The 22,745-nt window shown below is 33.7% G+C and carries 20 protein-coding genes; 9 read left to right on the top strand and 11 right to left on the bottom strand.

What is annotated here, in order from left to right; all coding sequences use genetic code 11:
- The first annotated feature begins 7 nt into the window (after positions 1 to 7).
- The 3 genes from LS41612_RS12510 to LS41612_RS12500 are packed head-to-tail and all read left to right on the top strand — an operon-like array spanning position 8 to position 2,232.
- A complete protein-coding gene (locus LS41612_RS12510; RefSeq protein WP_051147716.1) occupies positions 8 to 769 on the top strand; it encodes an ABC transporter permease in 762 nt (253 codons plus the stop codon).
- Positions 744 to 1,493 carry an ABC transporter ATP-binding protein gene (locus tag LS41612_RS12505; protein ID WP_024361779.1) on the top strand — a complete coding sequence of 250 codons (750 nt, stop codon included), beginning with the start codon at positions 744 to 746 and terminating at the stop codon, positions 1,491 to 1,493. The genes LS41612_RS12510 and LS41612_RS12505 overlap by 26 nt, the downstream gene beginning before the upstream one ends.
- Complete coding sequence (locus LS41612_RS12500; RefSeq protein WP_036204930.1) at positions 1,483 to 2,232, top strand: TatD family hydrolase; 750 nt, start codon at positions 1,483 to 1,485, stop codon at positions 2,230 to 2,232. The genes LS41612_RS12505 and LS41612_RS12500 overlap by 11 nt, the downstream gene beginning before the upstream one ends.
- Before the next feature lie 23 nt (positions 2,233 to 2,255).
- Here the strand turns inward: LS41612_RS12500 and brfA are convergent, their stop codons facing one another.
- From brfA to LS41612_RS12475, 5 genes are all read right to left on the bottom strand, one after another.
- Positions 2,256 to 2,444, bottom strand: a complete 189-nt coding sequence (brfA, locus tag LS41612_RS12495) for a ribosome rescue factor BrfA (RefSeq protein WP_024361777.1) — start codon at positions 2,442 to 2,444, stop codon at positions 2,256 to 2,258.
- 97 nt (positions 2,445 to 2,541) lie between these two features.
- Positions 2,542 to 4,086, bottom strand: a complete 1,545-nt coding sequence (locus tag LS41612_RS12490) for a solute symporter family protein (RefSeq protein ID WP_024361776.1) — start codon at positions 4,084 to 4,086, stop codon at positions 2,542 to 2,544.
- On the bottom strand, positions 4,083 to 4,421 hold the full coding sequence (locus LS41612_RS12485) for a DUF485 domain-containing protein (protein WP_024361775.1): 339 nt from the start codon (positions 4,419 to 4,421) through the stop codon (positions 4,083 to 4,085). Before LS41612_RS12485 ends, LS41612_RS12490 begins: the two co-directional genes overlap by 4 nt.
- A gap of 459 nt (positions 4,422 to 4,880) precedes the next feature.
- Positions 4,881 to 6,434 carry a solute symporter family protein gene (locus LS41612_RS12480; protein WP_024361774.1) on the bottom strand — a complete coding sequence of 518 codons (1,554 nt, stop codon included), beginning with the start codon at positions 6,432 to 6,434 and terminating at the stop codon, positions 4,881 to 4,883.
- Positions 6,435 to 6,770, bottom strand: a complete 336-nt coding sequence (locus LS41612_RS12475) for a DUF485 domain-containing protein (RefSeq protein WP_024361773.1) — start codon at positions 6,768 to 6,770, stop codon at positions 6,435 to 6,437. It lies immediately after the preceding gene.
- A gap of 559 nt (positions 6,771 to 7,329) precedes the next feature.
- Between LS41612_RS12475 and LS41612_RS12470 the strand changes: the two genes are divergently transcribed.
- Positions 7,330 to 7,950, top strand: coding sequence for an SCO family protein (locus LS41612_RS12470; RefSeq protein ID WP_029747163.1), 621 nt, complete (start codon positions 7,330 to 7,332; stop codon positions 7,948 to 7,950).
- Positions 7,951 to 8,970: 1,020 nt separating this feature from the next.
- On the opposite strand, the gene gshAB is transcribed toward LS41612_RS12470, so the two are convergent.
- The 3 genes from gshAB to LS41612_RS12455 all read right to left on the bottom strand — a co-directional run bounded on the left by gshAB (position 8,971) and on the right by LS41612_RS12455 (position 13,313).
- Positions 8,971 to 11,229 carry a bifunctional glutamate--cysteine ligase GshA/glutathione synthetase GshB gene (gene gshAB, locus LS41612_RS12465; RefSeq protein ID WP_024361771.1) on the bottom strand — a complete coding sequence of 753 codons (2,259 nt, stop codon included), beginning with the start codon at positions 11,227 to 11,229 and terminating at the stop codon, positions 8,971 to 8,973.
- A 130-nt stretch (positions 11,230 to 11,359) separates the two neighbouring features.
- A complete protein-coding gene (gene fghA, locus LS41612_RS12460; protein ID WP_024361770.1) occupies positions 11,360 to 12,193 on the bottom strand; it encodes an S-formylglutathione hydrolase in 834 nt (277 codons plus the stop codon).
- Between the two features lie 4 nt (positions 12,194 to 12,197).
- Positions 12,198 to 13,313 (bottom strand): S-(hydroxymethyl)glutathione dehydrogenase/class III alcohol dehydrogenase, encoded by a 1,116-nt coding sequence (locus tag LS41612_RS12455; RefSeq protein ID WP_024361769.1) that lies wholly within the window; start codon positions 13,311 to 13,313, stop codon positions 12,198 to 12,200.
- 127 nt (positions 13,314 to 13,440) lie between these two features.
- On the opposite strand from LS41612_RS12455, the gene LS41612_RS12450 reads away from it, so the two are divergent.
- The 4 genes from LS41612_RS12450 to LS41612_RS12435 all read left to right on the top strand — a co-directional run bounded on the left by LS41612_RS12450 (position 13,441) and on the right by LS41612_RS12435 (position 18,293).
- Positions 13,441 to 13,803 (top strand): winged helix-turn-helix transcriptional regulator, encoded by a 363-nt coding sequence (locus LS41612_RS12450; protein WP_024361768.1) that lies wholly within the window; start codon positions 13,441 to 13,443, stop codon positions 13,801 to 13,803.
- 813 nt (positions 13,804 to 14,616) lie between these two features.
- On the top strand, positions 14,617 to 16,092 hold the full coding sequence (locus LS41612_RS12445) for a spore germination protein (protein WP_024361767.1): 1,476 nt from the start codon (positions 14,617 to 14,619) through the stop codon (positions 16,090 to 16,092).
- 4 nt (positions 16,093 to 16,096) lie between these two features.
- The gene (locus LS41612_RS12440; protein ID WP_024361766.1) at positions 16,097 to 17,239 is read left to right on the top strand and encodes a GerAB/ArcD/ProY family transporter; all 1,143 of its coding nucleotides are present in this window, start codon (positions 16,097 to 16,099) and stop codon (positions 17,237 to 17,239) included.
- Positions 17,214 to 18,293 (top strand): Ger(x)C family spore germination protein, encoded by a 1,080-nt coding sequence (locus tag LS41612_RS12435; protein ID WP_029747161.1) that lies wholly within the window; start codon positions 17,214 to 17,216, stop codon positions 18,291 to 18,293. The genes LS41612_RS12440 and LS41612_RS12435 overlap by 26 nt, the downstream gene beginning before the upstream one ends.
- A gap of 245 nt (positions 18,294 to 18,538) precedes the next feature.
- Here LS41612_RS12435 and LS41612_RS12430 read toward each other — a convergent pair whose 3' ends face one another.
- Positions 18,539 to 18,898, bottom strand: coding sequence for a type II toxin-antitoxin system RelB family anti-toxin (locus LS41612_RS12430; protein ID WP_024361764.1), 360 nt, complete (start codon positions 18,896 to 18,898; stop codon positions 18,539 to 18,541).
- 132 nt (positions 18,899 to 19,030) lie between these two features.
- Between LS41612_RS12430 and LS41612_RS12425 the strand changes: the two genes are divergently transcribed.
- Complete coding sequence (locus LS41612_RS12425) at positions 19,031 to 20,026, top strand: DGQHR domain-containing protein (protein WP_024361763.1); 996 nt, start codon at positions 19,031 to 19,033, stop codon at positions 20,024 to 20,026.
- A gap of 135 nt (positions 20,027 to 20,161) precedes the next feature.
- On the opposite strand, the gene LS41612_RS12420 is transcribed toward LS41612_RS12425, so the two are convergent.
- Positions 20,162 to 21,484 (bottom strand): hypothetical protein, encoded by a 1,323-nt coding sequence (locus LS41612_RS12420; protein ID WP_024361762.1) that lies wholly within the window; start codon positions 21,482 to 21,484, stop codon positions 20,162 to 20,164.
- 277 nt (positions 21,485 to 21,761) lie between these two features.
- Positions 21,762 to 22,736 (bottom strand): AAA family ATPase, encoded by a 975-nt coding sequence (locus tag LS41612_RS12415; protein WP_024361761.1) that lies wholly within the window; start codon positions 22,734 to 22,736, stop codon positions 21,762 to 21,764.
- Positions 22,737 to 22,745: the final 9 nt, after the last annotated feature.

Here is a 22,745-nt window from a genome sequence, read left to right as displayed (position 1 = left end):
ACAGGTAATGCTGAAAGGAAGGTCGATTATTTTTATCGCCTTCCTCTTATTCATATGGGAACTTATTATACGTGTAGCTGATATCCCGCATTGGCTATTGCCAGCGCCAAGTGCCATTATGATTGAAGGTATTGAATCGTATTCAACGTTTATTCCCCATGTTTGGGCCACGATTCAGCTAGCATTATTAGGGCTTGCTATTGGTGTGATGTGCGGCTTAAGCGTTGCGGTATTTTTACATCGCTCATCAACCATTAGAGCGTTTGTTTATCCGATTCTTATTGTGTCTCAAAATGTGCCAGTGCTCGTTTTAGCGCCATTATTAATTATTTGGTTTGGCTTTGGCCTGTTACCCAAGCTGATTATTATTTGTCTCGTTTGCTTCTTTCCAATCGTTATCGCGGCGATGGATGGGTTTCGCCAAACCTCTCCTGAGCTTAAACATTATTTTGCAATGATTGGTGCTACGAAGGGGCAAACATTTTGGAAATTAGAATGGCCTTATGCGTATCCATCTATCTTTTCCGGTATTAAGATTGCGGCGACCTATAGTGTGATGGGAGCGGTCATTGCTGAATGGCTTGGTGCAAAAAAGGGAATTGGTGTTTATATGACGCTCGCACAATCATCGTTTCGAACGGATCGCGTCTTTGTAGCGATATTTGCGATTGTCTTATTAAGTTTATTGTTATTTAGTGTGATTCGTTTTGTAGAAAAGCTTGTTGTAAAGGGGAGGGGCGCACATGCTGAACATTCAAGACATATCTAAGTCCTTTGGCTCGCTTGAAGTAGTGTATAATTTATCCTTTACCGTACAGGAAGGTGAATTTGTGGCAATCATTGGTCCTTCAGGTAGCGGAAAAAGCACACTCTTTCAATTGATAGGAGGAATAACGCCTGTCGATCGCGGCGCTATTTTGTTAAATGGAGACAATATTCAACGAAAAACAGGTAGCATTGGCTATATGCCCCAACAACCTTGCTTATTACCGTGGCGGACGATTTTAGAAAATGTCATGATTGTTGAAGAATTGCAGCGTCGTCCGAATAAAGAGCTTGCCAAAGCGTGGCTAGAAAAGGTTGGTCTTGCTTCGTTTGAAAATGCTTATCCGCATGCATTATCAGGAGGCATGCAGCAACGTGTATCATTTTTGCGTGCTATCGTCAGCGGGAAACCGATACTATGCTTAGATGAACCTTTTTCAGCGCTCGATGAGTTTACAAGATTAGAAATGCAAGCATGGTTGTTATCTATTTGGGAGGAACATAAAAAATCTATCCTATTCGTGACACATAGTATTGAAGAAGCGCTATTTTTAGCGGATCGTATTATTGTATTAACGAAACGTCCAGCGACGGTTAAGGAAGAAATCATTGTGCCGTTTGCACGACCACGTTCCGAGGAAATTCGTCATTCCACTCAATTTACACAGTTAAAACAACAACTTTTTCAGTATTTAAAGGAAGAAAAGGACGATGCATATGTTGATTGATGCACATATTCATTTAGATCAGTATCAAGAAGAAGAAGTACCTTTGCTACTTGATGAGGCGCAAACGGTTATAGCGGTCAGTACGGACTTACAATCTTGTGAGAAAACGCTGAAGTTATCGAGAGCCTATGCGAAGGTCAAGGCAGCATATGGTTTTCATCCTGAACAGTCGTTGCCTAATGATAAGGAGAAAGAAGCTTTATTTAATTGGATACGACTGCACGCAAGTGAGATGATTGCTGTTGGAGAGGTTGGTTTACCTTATTATCGAAAACAGACGCATGTATTGGATGAACGCCCTTATATTGCGTTATTAGAACAATTTATTTTGTTAGCGCAAGAACTTCACAAACCGATAGTGTTACATGCTGTTTATGAGGATGCACTCATCGCTTGTGATTTACTTGAGAAACATGGTGTAAAGAAAGCTCATTTTCATTGGTTCAAGGGAAGTGAAGAGGCAATTGTGCGCATGATACATAATGGTTATTATATTTCCATTACGCCTGATTGTGTTTATGAAGCGGAAATACAAGATTTGATTACAAAGTATCCATTGGAACTGATGATGGTGGAAACGGATGGACCTTGGCCATTTGAAGGACCTTTTGACAAGGCTCGAACATCGCCGTCTATGATGGCTAAAAGTATTGAAGTCATTGCAACGCTTAAAGGTATAACAACGCAAGAAGCGGCCAATACTTTGACACGAAACACAAAATTATTTTACGATTTATAAAGACACGACAAAAACAGCCACATTTAGAGCGAGTAATCGTCTCCGTGTGGCTGTTTCCTATGTTTTGTTCTATTGTGTTCTAATGTAGCATGCTTCGTTTTTGTCACGCGCTCATGCGTACTAAAAGGGGCAGTTTGACGTTTTTTTTCAACATCCTTACCTTGCGTCCGTTTTAAATGCATACGTTTCTTTTTAGCTTTAGATAGTGCCATGCTAATCCCTCCATTTCACATTACCAATATATTACCGAAAAGAGGGAGAAAAGTAAAACCCCGTAAGCATAAAGTTTACGGGGTTTTAGTGATAGTATTAGTGAGAGACGTCTTGAACTGAAATACCAGTGTTTGCTTTTACATCAACTTCACGATATTTCGCATCATCAGATTCTTTAGAAAGTAACGTTCCGATGAAACCACCTAGGAAACCAAGTGGTACAGAAATTATTGCAGGATTCGTTAACATAATTAACGGATTACCTACGAAGATTGCTTTACCTTCAACTGGATTCCAAACGTTTGGAGATACAGCTACAAGTATTAAAGCAGAAATTAAACCTGTTAACATCGCTGTTACTGCACCAGCCGTATTAAAGCGTTTCCAATAAATTGTGTAAATAATTACTGGTAAGTTTGCTGAACCAGCAATACAGAATGCTAGTGATACTAAGAACGCAACGTTTAATGTTTGTGCACCAAGTGCAAGAAGGATTGATACTATAGAGATTGTAATAGAACCGATACGAGCAGCAAGTACTTGCTCTTTTTCTGTAATCTTACCTTTTTTAATAATTTGACCATAAATATCATGTGATAGGGCAGATGCACCTGAAAGTACAAGACCTGCTACTACCGCTAAGATTGTTGCGAATGCTACTGCACAAACGAATGAGAACAGAATGTCGCCACCAAGTGCTTCTGCAAGAAGTGGAGCAGCCATGTTACCAGCCGCGTTTGCAGCGATAATGTCTTCTTTACCAACGAATGCAGCAGCACCGAAGCCTAAGAAGATTGTTAATACATAGAATAGACCTACAATCCAAGTAGCCCAAATAACTGAAGAACGAGCTGTTTTTGCATCTTTTACTGTGAAGAAACGCATTAAGATATGTGGAAGACCTGCAGTACCTAATACAAGGGCAATTAAAACAGAAATTGTATCAATACCGTTTGTATACTTAAGTCCAGGGTTTAAGTATGCCGCACCGCTGTCAGTAGCAGTAGACATTTCTGTAAACATTGTTGAAATACTGAAGCCAAACTCTTTTAATACTAAGAACGAAATAATGACAGTACCTAACATTAATAGACAAGCTTTAATAATTTGTACCCAAGAAGTTGCAGTCATACCACCGAATAAAACATAAGTAGTCATCATAACACCAACGATTAATACTGCAACCCAATAGTCAATTCCTAAAAGTAATTGAATAAGTGCGCCTGCACCAACTAGTTGTGCAATCATGTAGAATAATACAATTGTAATGGTACTTAGAGCTGCTGTACCACGAACTTTAGAATTATTAAAACGTGCTGTAATCATGTCCGCTAATGTAAATTTACCAAGGTTACGTAATGGCTCAGCTACGATATATAGCACCACTAAGTAAGCTACTAAATAACCAATAGAGAAGAAGAATCCATCAAATCCGAATAATGCAACGGCACCAGCGATCCCTAAGAAAGAAGCTGCTGATAAGTAGTCACCAGCAATAGCTAGTCCATTTTGCCAGCCTGTTAAACCACCGCCTGCTGTGTAGAAATCACTTGCAGAAGAAGTACGTTTAGATGCCCACCATGTAATAACTAATGTAAGACCAACAATTGCTACGAAGAAAAATATTGCGATAAAGCTCATAGGCGGCCACCTCCGTTTTCATATTCAGCTATAATTGCTTTTGCTTCTTTGTCATAGCTATTTGCTTTCGCAACATATAGATGACATAAACTCCAAGTCATGATGAATAATCCTGCTGCGTAAATCCATACCCAAGTGACTTCCCCAATAGCCTTTTGGTGTAGGATTGTTGTGTAAGATGTAAGAATAGGTAGCAACATGTAAGCTGCTAAAAAGAATACAGTGATTGACCATAAAAAGGCATTCTTTTTTCTTACAAGTGCTTTAAACGATTCTTGTTTTGCAATTGCATCATAATCAATAACAATGCTTTTGCTTGCTTGATTGTTCGCCATAAACATTCCCCATTTTGTGTTTATTTTTACTGCTTAAATACTATTTTTTGCTACTTTAGTGAATTCACATCTTAATTTTATGAGACAGTTCACGAAATTGCAATACATTTCAGAAAAATTATGTAAAAAAATTTTCTGAAAAATAGACTTTAAACAGAAAATACATGACAAAGCCTAGAAATTAAAGGGTTTTCGAAAATTCAGATAAATTTATAAGATGATGATATTACTAGGTTCTTGACAAAAAATCAGTTGTAATAACCGAGAAAAAATGCGTTTTTTCTAGAAAAAATAAACACTATTTCTCTAGTGAAAATTGGTTATTTTCTTATTTTTGGAAAAAGAATAGTATTGTTCGATAAGTAAAATGTTTAATTTTTTATAATAAAAAAAGAAAAAACCCGACCGAAGTCGAGTCTTTTTTTACTATAAAAAGGGGTCGTTAAAACCTTAATCTGATTAATGGGAAATATCTGAAACAGATACCCCTGTATTTGCTTTTACACGGATTTCTTTGTAAATACGATCCGCCTCAGCCTGAGATACTTTGTTAGATGAAAGAACAGAACCTAAGTAGCCAGCAATAAAGCCAAGAGGGATCGTGATAATTGCTGGAACTGCAAGTGGCACTAGTGGATTTCCAACAAAGATTGCTGCACCTTCAACTGGACTCCAAACGTTCGGACCCATAGCACCTAGAACTAAACATGAAACTAAACCTGTTACCATGGCAGTTACTGCACCAGTTGAATTGAATTTTTTCCAGTAAATTGTATATAAAATAACAGGTAGGTTGGCAGAAGCCCCGATACAAAATGCAAATGATACTAAGAATGAAACGTTTAAACTTTGTGCAAATAATGCAAGGATAATCGATACAATGGCAATTGAAATTGAGCCTGTACGAGCAGCTAAAACTTGTTGCTTTTCAGTTAATTTACCATTTTTAATAATCTCACCATAAATATCATGAGAAATTGCAGATGCACCTGTTAATACTAGTCCTGAAACTACCGCTAAGATTGTTGCAAATGCAACCGCACAAATAAATGACATAAGCACATCGCCGCCAAGGAATTCAGCTAATAGTGGAGCAGCCGTATTTCCAGCTTTACTTTCAGCGATGATTTTATCAAGCCCTACAAAGTGCATAGCGCCAAAACCTAAGAAAATTGTTAATGAGAAGAAAATTGCTGTAATCCAAGTTGTCCAAGAAATAGAAGCACGAGCTGTCTTTGCATCTTTAACAGTAAAGAAGCGCATTAGGATATGTGGTAAACCTGAAGTACCTAATACTAGTGCCATCATCATTGAAACAGAGTCAATTGAACTTGAGTATTTCATACCTGGCACTAAAAACTTATCGCCGTGATCAGTTGAAATCGTATCAAACATTTTCACTAAAGAGAAATCGAATTTCATTAATACCAGTGTTGCTAATAAACCTGTCCCAAATAGTAAAAGTCCAGCTTTAATAATTTGAACCCATGAAGTAGCCGTCATACCACCAAATAATACATAAGTAGTCATCATAACGCCTACAATTAACACCGCAACCCAATACTCAATACCAAATAATAATTTAATAAGAGCACCTGCACCTACTAATTGAGCAATCATATAAAGAATAACGATAATAATTGTGCCTGTAGCAGCTACTCCACGAATACGTTTTTCATTAAAGCGAGCTGTTAACATATCGGCTAATGTATAGCGTCCTAAATTACGCATTGGTTCTGCAATTACATATAGTAAAACTAAGTTCGCAACAACATAACCTACTGAGAAGAAGAAACCATCAAAACCAGTTAATGCGATAGCACCTGAAACCCCTAGAAATGCAGCCGCTGATAAGTAGTCACCAGCAATCGCAAAGCCATTTTGCCATCCTTTTAATCCACCACCGGCAGTATAGAAATCACTGGCAGAAGAAGTACGCTTCGCAGCGATATACGTAACGATTAATGTTAAACCTACGATTCCTAAGAAGAATCCTACTGATACTAAATTCATTTATTTTCCACCTTTCGCTTGATACTCTGCAAGAACTGCAGCTGCAGCTTTATCGAATGAAGAAGCTTTTTTTACATATACTGTACAAAGAACAATTGTCATGATGAAAAGTCCTGCTGAATAAATCCAAACGCCCGTAATACTACCAATAACTTTTTGTTGTAGTACAGGCTGGAAAGCAAGGATTGGTAGTAAAATATAAAGAATTAAAAACCCTGCTGTGATCGAAAAAAGGAAAGTATTTTTCTTTTTTACGAAGTTGTTGAACGATTCCATAGCTTCAATTGCATTATAGTCAACTGATTGTACGTTTTTGTTCTCAGTAATGTTAGCCATTATTATTCCCCCTAAAGTTATATATTGCTGTTTAAAACGACATATTTCTTTTTGTCTCGTCGTTATATTCACTTATTTTATGAGGAAGAATCCTATAATGCAATACTAAAATTTTAGTTTTTCAAATTTTTAGTCAAATTTAGATAGTCGAAATAAAGTAGAAATAATAAGGATTTAATAGAAATTATCTGTATGAAAGAGAACGCATTTCACTCTTGAAATAGTATTGTTGAAATAGCTTATTGATAATAATTTTGAATGTAAAAGAAAAAATGAACTTAAAAGAGAAATTTAGTGTTTTCCTTATTTTTCTATAAAAGAGAGTCTATAAATGAATAGCAAAAAAACCTTGTTATATAACAATTATATGATGTCTTGGGAAATAAGAAAATTAGTAAAAAAATGCTGAAAAAATTTTTAAAAAAACTTTTAATAAGATGGCATAAAATGGGTTTAAAGCTGCCAAAAACATACAAATGAAGGAGTTTGACATAAAGAAGGAAAAGATTCAAGACCATTATCTTGTATTTGTAATCTATAATTTATACAATAAAAAACGATGATAAGTTGGAGGGAAGTGTACACTTTGTTAAGAAGGAAATGGATCGTACTAGTTGGATTACTAGTAATAAGTAGTTTATTAACAGCTTGTGGTAGTTATAAATTTGAACCTGAAATGAGTATTGACGTACAAGATTTTTCTTTTACAAATCAAAACAATGAGCAAGTGAACCTTGATAGCTTTAAAGGAAAGCCTTGGTTAGCCATGTTCATATTTACAAATTGCAATTCGATTTGTCCGCCGATGACATATAATATGACAGATGTGCAAAAGTCATTAGAAGATGAAGGCGTAAAGGACTATCAAATCGTAGCATTTAGCGTAGATCCAGAAGTTGACACACCTGAAGTATTAAAAAATTATTTAAAAACGTACTCGGTTGTTGATGATAGCAAATGGCAGCTGCTGACTGGTTATAAGCAAGTATATATTGAGCAATTTGCGCGAAAATCATTTAATTCATTAGTAAAAAATGATCCGAATTCTGATCAAGTAGTACATATGTCGAGTTTTTATTTAGTAAATGCTGATGGTGTTGTCGTAAAAGATTATGATGGCACGACAGATGTACCGGTTGAAACAATCGTAGCAGATATGAAAGCATTGTCTAAAAACTAAATACAACGCAAAATAAACTCAGTTGATTAAACAATTAGCTGAGTTTATTTTTTCTATTAGAAAAGGACATAAAGTCTATAAAGCAATAAAATAAACATATTTGATGATTTATAAATTGTGTTTAGGGATGTCAAATTAACACGACAAATGTACAATTACGAAAAAAATGGATGAATTAAAAACTGATCTTAATCAATCAAGTTATCATGGATTTTTTTCATTTTTATAGTCATTAAAACAATCCTATACGAAATAAATAAAGAAGACATCAAAGTCTAAACTTTTTGACACTGAAGTAAAGTTTAGACTTTGATGTCCAAGAACATCTATTCTGTCTCACTATCATAAGTATACTTAACTATGAAACATAACTTCCTATAATTTATATTATGTAAACTAAAATTATTTTGCGTGGAGGAGTGCTTGGATACGTCAACTACCCATAAAGATCGGTTTTAATGTGTATACGGACAAGAAACTACAGACATTTTGGACAAGAAAGTCCAGACGTAAGATAATTCCCTACTTTTTGGACAAGAAAATACAGACAAACTCACAATTTCAAAAGCTAAAAAGGACAAGAAAGTCCAGACAGTACATTTTTTTAAAAAATAAAAAGGACAAGAATGTCCGGACATTCTTATTTTTCCCTGTACATACTGTATTTTAAGTATTTACCACTAAATCAGAGTGATGTAAAACGCAGTGACATTCAGTCTCACGTACCTTTGGTCAACTCGATTGCTCTCACACTAATCTTAATCTATCATAACCGTTTACAAATAAACAAAGTGTCTTATCTGCGATCCATAAACTATAAGGAAAAACGAAATTAATTATCACATAATCGTTCAATCGTTTAACATTTGCATAGTATAGCATTATATACACAGCATTTAAAACCACGTCCTTACTCAGGACGTGGTTTTAAATATTTGAGATTGGAACATCAAATTACTTTATTATCACTTGTCACTCAACAGCTTAACGTCGGAAATCCGCATTTCGCTAGTGGTGCCCCTAATTTGACTGACTATGCAATAGTTCAGGAAATAAATAATGTATGATATGCATAGTTAAACGTCGAGTCTCTCCTTTATATGGATAGATGTGCATATACATAGATGGATTAAAGTTGGCTTCAATAATTCCATAAGCATTTTTATTACCATTTTCAATAATCAAATCAATACCACAAATTTTAGCTCCCAATGAAGCTACTGCATCCACTGCTATTTTTTTATAATCATCAGGAATTAGATCCGTCACATTAATCGAGTCTCCACCTGTACTAATATTGGAATTTTCACGCAGAAAGATGATTTCATCCATTTTAGGAATCGAATTGACTTGATATCCTTGAGCTTTAAGCATAAGATTCTCTAATTCACCTAACTGGATAATTTCTAAAGGTGTCCGATGGTCTCTTCCTCTTAACGGGTTACGATTCTTTTGCATGACTAACTCTTCGATTGTATGTTTACCGTCACCTTTAACATTCGCAGGAACTCTTAGTAAAACAGCTTTTACTCGATCATCTAATACAAAAAATCGATATTCTGTTCCTTTTAGAAATTCTTCTACTAATATGGAAGAGTCTTCTTTAAATGCTAATATAATGGCTTTTTGATAATCTTCATAATTTGAGCCTTCTTTGAAGATTGATATTCCTAATCCATAGTTTGTTGTTTTCGGCTTCACGACAAAAGGTTTGGAGGAAAAGAGATCATAGCTACGTAAAGCCTGTTCAATTGTCTGAAATTCCTTCCCTTTCGGCACACGAAATCCATGTTGTTGAAGAATTTTCTTTGTTACTGTTTTATTTTCCATAATTAAAGTGGATACATAATTATCTTTACTTGTCATATTACCATTTTTTACATATTCAACATGTTCTTTTAATTTCAGCTTCAGAAATTGGTCTTGTCGATCCAAGATTTCTACTTGGATTCCTTGTTGGATCGCATCAAACATTAAAATCTGAGTAGACAACTCCATGTCAGTAAATCCTGCTAATTGATATGGCTTATCCCATGATTTTTTATAATTTTCTTTAGCAATCGACGTAGCCAATTGACGTTGACTGCATTTTTCACTTTCTTCAAAAAGTCTTCCAGCTAAAGTCTTACTTGGATCCATTAGCATTTCTTTCAGATGAACAAATAACGTATCTGAAATAGTCAAATTTAAAATTGTTGCTAAATGTTTCATCTCATCAATCATTTTTTTTGCTTCTTTTTCAAATTGTGTATGCTCTAATGGATGCTCAAGAGCCACTATATCATTGTAACATTCTCCTATTTTTACCCACTCATCACTATTTTCCCCTTCATCTTTCCATAGTAAATAAATTAAGAAAAGATGGAGAAATTCTGCTTGTTCATAGCTAATGCCGTATGTTTCAAAAGGATTTAAATCTATATTTCGCAATTCAATATATCTAATACCGTTATCCTCTAGTTCTGAAACATGATGTCCTCCTCTTAAACGGACAGGTGAATAAAATTCTCTTTCTGCTGATAGAAGCCCTCTTTTAACCATCGAAGAAAGGTCTGATACATAATTCTGTATACTACTATATGACACTTGAACATCTTTCGAATTCGTATAACCATATTTACTGCTTCTAATGCTTCTTACTACCTCATTCAATAAATTTTCTTCAAAGAAATTCTTTTCACTTCTAGGAGAAGCTCCATAAAAATAAGTAACTAACCATCGATAGTGCAAATAGTTTCTTGTAGCTTTTAGATAAATCTCTGTTTTAAAATGCTGATACTCTTTAATCTCCGATTGTGCGTTAAATAATGCTTGAATTAACTCATCGCCAAACTCGAAGTTAAAATGAACACCGCAAAGCATTTGTTTACGACGGCCATAAGAATTCGATAATGATTGTCGATATCGAACATTTTCAGCACTTTTCAATTTCGCCATTACAATATCTTCGTCTTTCTCTGGTAACTGTGGCGGCATGCTTAATGGCCAAAGCATTTCATTCTCACCCATAGAACGATAAGCAACATCATGGATTGCTGCTAAATAATCAAAAAGTTCGTTCAATGTATCAGTAACAGGTGTAATTAATTCCATCTGTAATTCTGAAAAATCCCGCTGAATATACGGATGGTCATCTTGTTGAGAAATACTTTTAGGATGATCCGTTTTAGCTAAATTTCCGGATAAATCTACTCGTTTACTTTCTTTTTCAATCCCATAACGAGCTTTTAATAAGTATGGTTTCACATGGTCATTAACTAACATTTTTTTATAATCCATTTTAAAAATAGCCCCCAATTTGCTCACCCCTTCAGCTGTTTCTTATATATTATTTAGTTACCTGCAATGCACGACAAAAGGAAATGATTGAGAATATCCACATTCTGCTAAAATATGGATATAAAAGAAATTATCTTAAGTATTCCATATGGAAAGCGAAATGCTCCTCTAAAAAAGTTGCAATAAAGAAATAACTATGATCATAACCTTCAGCTTTCTTGTAATGTACTAAATGATTATTTTCCCTTGCATTCTTTAAAAAATTTGTTTCATCTAATTGTTTTGGATAAAACTCATCTTGCGTTCCTTGCGTAATGAGAATAGGCGGCATACCAGCTTCTTTGACCAGTTCTGACGCATCCCATTCTTTCCAGGAAGCTTTATCTTCACCTAAATAAGTTGAGAACGCATTTATTCCCCATTGGACTTCACTAGGATTTGAAATAGGCGAAAAGGCAGAAATCGCTTTGAATATGGTAGCATTTTTCATACCAATCACTAATGCGCCATGTCCCCCCATGGAGTGACCCATTATACTTTGTTCACCTGAATAATGAGGTATTAAAGATGTCGCAATGGCAGTTAATTCATCTACTATATACGTATACATGTTATAGTGCTTTGCCCAAGGATCTTGTGTCGCATTTAAATAAAAACCTGCCCCTTGTCCAAGATCCCATCCCTCATTATTAGCAACATTACCCCCACGTGGTGAAGTATCCGGAATAATGACTGCCACTTGATATTTTTCAGCTAATCTTTGAAATCCACTTTTTTGACTAAAATTATCATCTGTACAAGTTAAGCCAGATAGCCACCAAATTAGGGGGATTTTTTTTTCTTCTTTATTTGCTGGTAAGTAGATACTAAATGTCATATCACATTTTAAACTTTGTGAATAATGACGGTATTTATATTGCTCACCGCCGAAAGAGCGATGTTTTTCAATAAGTTTAAGACTCACTTTCTCACTCTCCATATGTTAACATCGTACGAATGGACTCACCCTTATGAAGTAAATCAAATGCTTCATTGATGTCTGTAAAGTTTAAGTGGTGTGTGATAAACGAATCGATATCGATTTCACCATTCATATAATCATCAACCATTCCTGGAAGCTGCGTTCTGCCTTTCACACCTCCAAAGGCAGAACCACGCCATACTCGACCTGTTACTAGTTGAAATGGACGAGTATGAATCTCTTTACCTGCACCTGCTACACCGATAATCGTACTTTCACCCCAACCTTTATGACAACATTCCAGAGCAGACCTCATTACTTCAACATTTCCAATACACTCGAAGCTATAATCTACTCCTCCATCCGTCATTTCAACAATGACTTCTTGAATTGGTTTATCAAATTTAGATGGATTTAGAAAATCAGTTGCACCCATTTTTTTAGCTAATTCATATTTATCCTCCTTTAAGTCAATAGCAATAATTCGGCTTGCTTTTGCTTGAACCAAACCTTGAATAGCAGCTAATCCAATGGCTCCTAAACCAAATACGGCTGTCACAGCTCCTTCTTGCACTTTTGCTGTGTTGTGTACAGCGCCAATCCCTGTAGTAACACCGCATCCAAATAGACCAACTTTATCAAGCGGCGCTTCTTTGTTAATTTTCGCTAAAGAGATTTCAGGCACGACTGTATATTCACTGAATGTGCTTGTTCCCATGTAGTGATAAATAGGTTCACCATTATATGAGAAACGAGTTGTTCCGTCAGGCATTAAACCTTTACCCTGAGTTTCTCGTACTGCACTACATAGGTTTGTTTTACCAGAACGACAGAATTTACATTCTCCACATTCAGCCGTGTATAGTGGAATAACATGGTCCCCAGGTTTTACTAAAGTAACTTCATCACCTACAGCAATGACTATCCCAGCACCTTCATGACCTAGTACAGCAGGAAATACGCCTTCTGGATCATCACCTGATAAGGTAAATGCATCTGTATGGCAGACAGAAGTATATAGAATTTTTACTAATACCTCTTTTGCCTTTGGTTCTTCAACATCTATTTCTACAATTTCTAGTGGCTCACCTGGTTTAAATGCCACAGCAGCTCTACTCTTCAAATGAATACCTTCTTTCTTTTCCTTACTAATAATTACTTTTCCCATGATTACACTTTATGATAAACTATACAATACTGACTTTTTTGTCACTATAAATGAAACATTAATAGTAAAGGGGTAACAATATATGGAAATCCATTATAAAGAAAAAACTTTTTTCACTGGCAAAGATTTGGCTTTATCCGTTATAGGTGGACGTTGGAAAATAGCGATTATATGGTGTTTACTCCAACAGTCTCCTTTAAGGTTAAGTGAAATACAGCGATACCTTCCCGATGTCAATCAACGTATGTTAATTAGACAATTAAGGGAATTAGAAGAAGATCAAATCATTGTTAGAGATGTATACCCTGTTGTGCCTCCTAGAGTAGAGTATCAACTAAGTGAAATTGGTTTACGCTTAGAACCTGTTGTAAATTCCATTTGTGATTGGGGAGATAATTTCAGAGAATTTTTGAAAGAAAATGCTGATAAAACTTCAGTTGAATAACGAGCTCACAAACGATTTTAAAATGAAAGCCACGAAACGCTGATATGAAGGCGTTTCGTGGCTTTTTGAATGTTCCCAAACAATTATTTTTGGTGATGAAAATTTGCATTTAGCACTATAAAATATATAAATAATTCTTCTCAATTAATATTTACATAAAATGTTTTTTTCGATTACCAAAAGTATGTTGCTTAATACGATGGTATTCCCCTATAAAAAATGCCTTTTTGTCCAAGGTCTTTTTCAAAGAAAATTCATTTACTTAGCCCTTAGACGATAATAAAAAACACAGGATAACTCCTGCTAAGACTACACATATTACAATATACTTCGTGGGTTAAGAACTATTGACTCATCTTTAAATATTTTCGTTATCACCCAAGCCAGCCTGATTCTTTATCACTAGCAATATTCATAGTGCCATTAGTCAGCAAAAATAATAGCAGAAAAAAGCGTAAGATATTTAATAAAGGAGCTAGCTGGTGTGTAAATCCATGAGTATCTGGTAAAGCTAAATGTTAAATCATTCAAATCGTTGTAATAGTGGCAAATAGAAGCGTTACAATTTGACGCCAGCGATCTGTATTAGCTAGTTATATTCGAGTGAAATTATTTAAAAGCTCATTAATGCTCCTGTATCCCCAATTGTTAAAAGAATTGATGGAGCGTAATCCTTGTTGTATGGATCACCTTTGATGTCTTAGGTGGTTAAGGTGTATAAATACTTAACACTTAAGGAGCTAAAAATCGCATTAACATGGAATTTTACCGTTCTTTCAAAGATGCATTTTTTTATAGAGATGAGGAATATACATGTTTCGGAAAATACAATCAAATGAAAATAAGCCTGTTTCTCAATCAAATGTGGAATTAAAAATATCAATAGAGTCTCTAAAAAAAGCCCTCGTTCAAATGGATGATGCGGAATTTGTCGAGCTTAACATTTCTGAAAATCAACATGTTGTTCTTATCTACATAAGAACCTTAATTGACCAAGAGAGATTAAATGAAAGCATTGTAAAACCTTTATCTAATCGTTCCAAACAGTCCATTCAAGAATACTATGTTCATTCAACAATTAACTCTATTTCTACTTTAAATGAAGCGAAAAAGCAGCTGTTTCAAGGATCTGTTGTGTTATTTGACTCTTCGTCAAACCTTTGGTTCGCTATCCCATTAAAAAATCCGCTTGGACGTGCAATTGAACCATCGGATACTGAAACCATCCTATTAGGAGCAAAGGACAGCTTCAGTGAACAGCTTGAACAAAATATTACACTTATTCGGAAACGCCTTCCAACACATGAACTGAAAACAGAGAAGTTCACCGTTGGTTCTTTAAGTGAGACAAATGTTGTCTTATTGTACATAGAGGGACTGACCAATCCAGAATTTGTTTCAATTGCGAAAAAGAAAATTTTAGAAATTAATTATGATCTCTTCTTTGAATCATCTCAAGTAGCTGCATTTATTGAGGAAAATCCAGACAGTATTTTTCCTCAGTTTCAGCAGACTGACCGACCTGATGTTGTTGCTTATTCCCTGGGAATAGGAAAAATTACGATCCTGGTAGACAATACACCTTTTGCGTTAGTTGCCCCTATTACTATGTTTCATTTGTTCCAATCACCAGAGGATTATATTAATCGTTGGGTCGTTGCGAGTTTTTTGCGCATCATAAGATATGTAAGTTTTATTCTCTCTATCACATTAATTCCTTTCTACGTGGCACTAACAACTCATCACTATCAAATGATTCCTTTACAAACGCTTTTCGTCTTGGTGGAATCAAGGAGCAAGCTTCCTTTCACTCCTTTTTGGGAAGCATTTATCATGTTGATTTTTATTGAAATTATAAAAGAAGCAAGTTTAAGGATGCCAACAAAGACTGGTCAAACACTTGGGGTTATTGGGGGTATTGTAATTGGTCAAGCAGCAGTTGAGGCTGGTTTGGCTAGTAAAGTGTTAATTGTCATGGTAGGAATTTCAACTATCGCATCCTTTCTTGTTCCTAATTACCTTGTGACAAAGGCAAATTCATTAATTCAATTCATTCTTCTTGTGTGTTCTTCGTTTCTAGGGATTATAGGGATTGTTCTTGCGATGATTATCATTTTAGCTCACCTTAATGGATTATCTTCACTAAGGCAGCCATATTTATCTCCTGTAGCTCCTTTCTACGGAAAAGATTGGCTTGATTTATTCATTAGAGGGCCTTTAGTTAAAATGAAGGAACGGCCGGAACATCTTAAACCACTGAAGAAGAAAAGATATCAAGCTAGGAGATGAACTGATGGAAGCCCTTCAATTATTTAATAAGAATGAAACCTATAACGGGTTCTATATCATGTTGATGGTTAATCGCCTCCAATTACTTTACTTTTTCTTAATTATGCCGAGGTATTTAATCCATCCATATATGATTTGGGTTATTATATTGGTCGGCTTATTGTCCCAACTAAACATTCTTCTTTTATCCAGATGGTTTTTAACCCGGTTTTCTAGCGATGGTTATAACGGATTTGTCCAATTATTCGGAAAAAAACTTGTACGTTTTCTTTCTCTGGTCGGTCTGTTCTTTATCCTGCTTAAACTTTTCGTTATTATGTTAGGCTTCACCGAAATAGTACAAATATTTATGTTTCCAGCTACAGATTCCAATTGGCTTATCTTTTTTATACTGTTGACTTGTTTGTATGTAGCTTGGAAGGGTGTTGGAAAAACGATACGTTTTGTCATAATTTCTTTTTTTTGTACATTTTGGATGTTCTTATTCTTTGTATTTTTCTTCTTTCCTCCAATAGCTCATCTCAGTGATTTGTACCCTATTATTCCAATGGAATTAACAAGGGATTCCTGGAAAGGAATATTATTAATATTATCTTCTTTTTCAGGGCCTGAATTTCTGGTTTTTTTAGGACCATGGTTTAAAGCAAATAATAGGACATTTCGTTATTTGTCTTATGGAAATGCGCTAACCGTTATAGAGTATGTAACCTTTTATATGGCATCCTTATTCTATTTCGGTTCCAATTATTTAAGCAAAACCCCATTTCCAATTGTCACTATGGCCCGTTACTTTCAAAATCCAGTAATTGAACGTATTGATATGGTCATGCTTGCCTTAGAATTATTTAACATCGTCTTTGCGGGATCAATTTTTCTTCTGTTGTTTTATGGAGCATCTAAAGTAGTTAACGAGAAAGTGTATAAACCTTCCAGTCGTATAGGCTTTATTTTCAGTGTATTTATAATTTTTATTGGAATGTTACTTGTGAATGAATGGATTTGGAAGTCAGATGAAAAACAAGTTGTTTTACTTAATCTTCAAATTATTGCAGGAAGCTTAAGTTATTTTGCGGTTCCAATTATTATTATCGTAGCTATGAAGATAAAGGGAGTTCATAAACATGATACTACGAAAGAAGATGGCTAAAAAATTTTCAATTTTATTTATTGCAGTATGGTTAACTGGATGTGCCCCATTTACTGAAAATAACATTATTGAAGAGCTTGCTCCAGTCACATTTTTATCACTTCGTAAAGGGGATGAAGGTAAAATAAAAATTAGTACGATATTGCCTCCTCTAAGCAAAGAAAAAAAGAGTGTGATGACGCGAGAAGTAAGCTTAATAAAAGAAGGATTAATGGTCTTTAACTCAAACTTTTACCAGGAAATGAAATCTGGGCAAATGAGAATGCTGATTATTAATGAAGACATTGGTAAAGAAGGAATTATGTCCATTATTAATGTGTTATTAAATGATCCGGATATTTCTTTAAGAATTTATTTAGTTGTCGTAAAAGGAAATTTTGAAGGTTACTTGGAAAATCAATTGGATAAACAAGACAATCTTGATTACTCTTTTTACCGAATGCTGAAGCATTATGAGGAAAAGAATCAGGGCGAAATTAGCGTTGTTAATTTACATGAATTTAAAAATTTATTATATACGCCTTATTCAGATCCTTTCTTACCTGTATTTAAAATAGAAAATGACGCTATCAGTTATGAAGGTACAGCCCTGTTTCAAAATGATAAACTAGTTGAAATAATAACAACTTTTGATGATCGCATCTTCCAACTGTTAAAAGATGATTACTACTTATCAGTTCTGCCAATCCCAGATTTAGAAGTTGTTCTAGGTCATGTTAGGTCTAATACGAAAGTAGAGATCAATAATAGCTTGTCTACAATGACCTATACAGTGAATTTAGACTCGAGAATTGAAGAATACCGGGGAGAAAAGCAAATTTTTGAACCAAAGGAATTAGAAGATTTGAAAAAAGAAATCCAATTCAAACTTGAAAAACAAACACAAGAGCTAATAAAAAAGATGCAAGAATTGAAGGTAGATCCATTACAGCTAGGTATTCATACATTAAAACCTTTTTCAAAACCAATGGATGAAAAAGAATGGATTGAAATATTCAAGAAGATGGATATTAAGATTGATTATCAGTTAAATATTGTGCCTTTGACAGATTAGAACACAAAAGGTAATTATAAAATAAAAAAACGCGCTCACTTTCAGCCTGCCCTCCTCCAATAACAACTGTATCTAACAGCTCTTTCATTTTTATTCCCTTTAAATTATTTGTAATTTGCAAGTATTTATCTTAAAAATAAAAACCAATAATTTTAACCCTATTGTTATTAAATGCTTATTTTGTTCTTAATATAAAAATAAACCACTCTACTGAGTGGTTTTTGAAGTTAAAAGCAATTTCTTGATTATTTCTCTTTTTTTTCATAAGTATTAAATACTTCATTCGCAATATTTAAAATCAACCTGATTTCTGATTCATTTCTATCCTCAATTAGATTTTGTAAGATCAGAACCAACTCTTTTTTCTCAAAGTACTTATTATCAAAATTTAGTGTGTCAAATTTAAAAATACTACTAGGTGCTTCTTCCAAGCCTTCAGTAATCTTTTCTAGGGTCTGGATAGTAATATTCCTATCCCCTCTTTCAACCCCAGCCAAATATGAAGTTTGCAGACCACATTTTTCGGCCAATTCTTCCTGAGTTAGTTTTTTCAATTTCCGAATTTCCTTGATGTTGCTACCAACTAATTTGATTAAACTATCCACAAAATCACCTCACATTTAGACTATGTGAGCTTTGTACTACCTTACAGTTACATATAGTATAAATTTGATTGAAATATGTACTTATAAGTACTATAATGTTTGGGTATTAAATTAACTTAAGGAGTTCTTATTATGAGTAATCACTTACCTTCAAATATAGCAATAGAAAATGTATTACAATCTAAGATGCGAGGTCGTGTAACTTACCAAGGCTTTGTATCATCTCAAATAGCAGTCAATTTTTCATACTCTAAACTTTATAACGACCCTTCTGGCAAAGGCTATCAACGTCCTATAGACAAAAAGAGAAGTAAAGATTTTGCAAATTATCTTTCACAGGGTGAAGATGCTCTTTACACACCAATTTTATTAAATGCCTCAGGAAATTGGGAGTTTCATGCTTATGATGGACATAGAAGAAATTTTGGGAGATTGATATGCACTAAGAAAGCTACATTAATGGATGGGCAACATAGATTAGGAGGAATTAGTGAATATATCAATGAAACCGATAGTACACTTAACGTTCCCTTCCTAGCTTTTCATTATTTAGATGAGGATGAAGAAATTAAATTATTCGATGTAATTAATTCAAAAGCTAAGGGTATTGGTACATCACTAAGTCGTTATTTAAATAGGGATAATGATGACCTTAGCTGGGTAGCTACAAACTTAATTCTTAAGCCAGAGAGCCCTTTCTTTAGTAAAGGGACCTTAATAGGAAGAAGAACTAAAGAAAAAAACGTAACATTGCAAAATCTATATAATATCATGAATTTATTAACTAAAAAATCTGCTTTAGCAAGTCTCTCTAAAGAAAGAAAATTAAACATGGCTTTATTTTACTTCAACTTAATTAAAGATTTGTTTCCAGAACAGTGGGACGATAATCAGTTGTATAGAATGACACATATTACATGTTTAAATGCATTGGCAATTGTAGGGAATAAAATTATTAATGATAACTATTCGATGAAATCCCAACAACCAGATTCTATTGAATTAACAAAGCTTTTAAGAAATTTGAAAGATATTGATTGGTTATCTTCAGGGAATTTAAAGTACATTAAAGGTGCTGCAGGGTCTAAAATGCTTGCTGATGATATTTTAAATTGTCTTAAAGGTTAGCTATATAAAAAGTAGCCTCCATTTTATTGGAGACTACTTTTATTTAACCACAAATAGTAAATATATTTGATTCTTTACTAGACACTATATTCACCGTAATCTTCAAGAAGTATTAGATACACTTCACTATTATCATTAATTAGTTATATTCTCACCCCTATTAAGATCCATCTTTAAAATTGCAAGCTCTGATGGTGTTCTATACCGTTCATATTTAATATTTTTATCAAAACCGCATATATTTTTTTCTTTTTGCATGTCTTGAATTAATTTTTCTAATTTATTAAATATATTTTGGTGATATATTGTAGTATCTTGTATGTGTTGTTCTATTATAATTAAATGCATTGGTATTATATCGTGTAAATAATAATTGTTTGATTTATATTTTGTAGGATTTAATATCAAATCTAAATATTCAGCGAACCTTTCGAGCAATAAATATGGTAGCATCGTATTTATTATTTTTTTAATTTGATTTATATCTATTAAATTAAAATCATGCGTGATTTTAAAACTATTATTTAATAAATCTTCTAGATAATTAGAATAAATACCCTTAGGATAAAGAGAAAATCTTTCTAAATAACACTCATAGTTAAATATTTTTGTTTCAACCGGGCCTTGTTTTATTTTTTTAGATAAATTTATTTCTTCAAACTCTTCTCTCCAAAAAGTAAAAGCCAAAGCGAATCCACAAAAAGAGTCATTAGCTTTTAATTCATTATTTAATTGGATACAAGTCTTATGATCATTTAAATAGTATTTCATTAAATATCTTTTAATGGCTTTATAAATATCTCTTGATTGCATATAAATCTCATAAAACACTGCGTCAATCTTATCCTTTTGCAAGAATGAACGAATGTTATAACGATAATTGAAATTGTATTCGTAGTTGGTCATTATATTTTTTAAAGCACTTTTAGAGGAAAAAAAGTTCTGAGAATATACTTCTTTTAAAATTGTATTTTCGTTTAATTCTTTGTTTAAGTAGTAATTTTTTTGATAATCAATTAACAGACTTAAATTGGATTGGACGAATTCATTATTTTTTCTTAAAATACGTATTGGTTGGATTAGTAACGGAGTTTCTTTTTGACTTTTGTATATGCTAAGGAGGTTTAATAGCTCCTCATTTTCTATTCTAAATTTGTTTTTCCAACTTCTGAAAATTGAAATTACATTATTATTATCTAAGAAACAAAATCCACATGCACAAGTAAACGGTGGATTTGAAAAATTGGACAAGAGATACTTCCCTAAAACCTTTCCACACTTTTCACAGCTATCTACTAATGTTTCATTTGTATGAAAAATACATGTTTTAAAAAGGGTTATTTGATGAAAAATACTGTGAAAGCCAAATTTAATGCAACATGGACAAATGGTAATATTCTCTCTGATGGCATAAGCATATGTTAAACCTAATATGGGTTTTAATTTCTTGTATATCAATGAATTTCTACTTTTTAAGTTTATCCCAAATATTTCAATAGCTTTTCCTTCATCTATTCCACTTAAGGTTACTAGGTCTCTTAGGTAATCTCCTACGCCTTCAATACGCTTAACTGTTTGAACATTATTGTTTCCAAAAATACGAAGTAAAGCACTATTGTTTAAGGCATTCGAGTACTTAAAGCGTTCGAATATACACCAATTGGATAAATAACTATGGATTCAATCCCTATCCCAAACAAACTCTTTATTATTCAAATTACCCCTCCAAATGTCATTAATCTACATCTAATAAAACTAACTCAGATTGAATGTAACCAGAATTAATAATTGCTTTTTTAAAAAGATTTTTATTTAAAAGTTGAACATTTTCACTAAAAAACCCATAGTTTTTTAATATATATTCTATAGAAAGCGTAACGTATTGCATCGGTATTTCTTTATTGTTTTGTAATCCTTTTTCTAATTGAAGTTCTAAATATACTTCATAAAACTCATCTGCAAAGTTAACTAGCCTAAATCCGTTTTCAAAATGATCCCTGTAATAATAGTGTGTGAATGACACCTCTGAATTAACAGGAAATTCAGTTCCTTCATCGTATTGCTCCAGTAATATCTTAAAGTCTTCAGCATCTCTTAATCCATTAAACTGATAGCTATCACTCATAAATCTACCCACTATTTGAAAATCCTTATTTTTAATAAATCTCTTTCTACGGTCAATTAATTCATCATGTCCTACTAAAATAGTGGTTAATACAATTCCATATTCGTCTAATTCATTATATACATCCATTAACCAGTCATATTGGATGGCAGATAGTTTTTGTGCATCATCTATAAAAATAACAATTTTATTTTGTTTTGATTTTTCGGCTGCATTAATAAAAAAATGCTTTAACCGGACTCTTTTTTCACTTGGTCTTCCTAAATCAGGTGCAGCATGTCCAACTCCATCTAACAAATCTTCAAAAAAGTTACTTTCCCTCGCACTTTTATAGGTTCTACATCTAATATGGAACATAGGAATATTCTGCTTTAATTCATCTGGAAGTACTTTAATTAAGTAGGAAATGGCACGAGTTTTCCCTAAGCGAGGGCGACCATGAATTATGGCACCTGGAAATCTGTTATCAATCCAGTTACCTACTATATAACATAATTTATCAATTTCATTCGTAGCAATTAAATATTTTCCGGTGTCTACAGGGTGTTTTCCAATAGGAACATTAAAGTTTGATAAGTTCACCATAATATCTAC

Origin of the sequence: Lysinibacillus sphaericus, assembly GCF_002982115.1 — a bacterium.
Classification (GTDB): Bacteria; Bacillota; Bacilli; order Bacillales_A; family Planococcaceae; genus Lysinibacillus; species Lysinibacillus sphaericus.
This window is presented reverse-complemented; position numbering and strand designations above follow the sequence as displayed.

Bases quoted from the DNA above. Each gene is read 5' to 3' on its own strand.
- LS41612_RS12475 (WP_024361773.1), bottom strand. From the start codon at position 6,770: ATGGCTAACATTACTGAGAACAAAAACGTACAATCAGTTGACTATAAT.
- LS41612_RS12485 (WP_024361775.1), bottom strand. From the start codon at position 4,421: ATGGCGAACAATCAAGCAAGCAAAAGCATTGTTATTGATTATGATGCA.
- LS41612_RS12450 (WP_024361768.1), top strand. From the start codon at position 13,441: ATGGAAATCCATTATAAAGAAAAAACTTTTTTCACTGGCAAAGATTTG.
- LS41612_RS12490 (WP_024361776.1), bottom strand. From the start codon at position 4,086: ATGAGCTTTATCGCAATATTTTTCTTCGTAGCAATTGTTGGTCTTACA.
- LS41612_RS12425 (WP_024361763.1), top strand. From the start codon at position 19,031: ATGAGTAATCACTTACCTTCAAATATAGCAATAGAAAATGTATTACAA.
- LS41612_RS12505 (WP_024361779.1), top strand. From the start codon at position 744: ATGCTGAACATTCAAGACATATCTAAGTCCTTTGGCTCGCTTGAAGTA.
- LS41612_RS12440 (WP_024361766.1), top strand. From the start codon at position 16,097: ATGGAAGCCCTTCAATTATTTAATAAGAATGAAACCTATAACGGGTTC.
- LS41612_RS12510 (WP_051147716.1), top strand. From the start codon at position 8: ATGCTGAAAGGAAGGTCGATTATTTTTATCGCCTTCCTCTTATTCATA.
- LS41612_RS12445 (WP_024361767.1), top strand. From the start codon at position 14,617: ATGTTTCGGAAAATACAATCAAATGAAAATAAGCCTGTTTCTCAATCA.
- LS41612_RS12500 (WP_036204930.1), top strand. From the start codon at position 1,483: ATGTTGATTGATGCACATATTCATTTAGATCAGTATCAAGAAGAAGAA.
- LS41612_RS12435 (WP_029747161.1), top strand. From the start codon at position 17,214: ATGATACTACGAAAGAAGATGGCTAAAAAATTTTCAATTTTATTTATT.
- brfA (WP_024361777.1), bottom strand. From the start codon at position 2,444: ATGGCACTATCTAAAGCTAAAAAGAAACGTATGCATTTAAAACGGACG.
- LS41612_RS12415 (WP_024361761.1), bottom strand. From the start codon at position 22,736: ATGGTGAACTTATCAAACTTTAATGTTCCTATTGGAAAACACCCTGTA.
- LS41612_RS12480 (WP_024361774.1), bottom strand. From the start codon at position 6,434: ATGAATTTAGTATCAGTAGGATTCTTCTTAGGAATCGTAGGTTTAACA.
- gshAB (WP_024361771.1), bottom strand. From the start codon at position 11,229: ATGGATTATAAAAAAATGTTAGTTAATGACCATGTGAAACCATACTTA.
- LS41612_RS12470 (WP_029747163.1), top strand. From the start codon at position 7,330: ATGATAAGTTGGAGGGAAGTGTACACTTTGTTAAGAAGGAAATGGATC.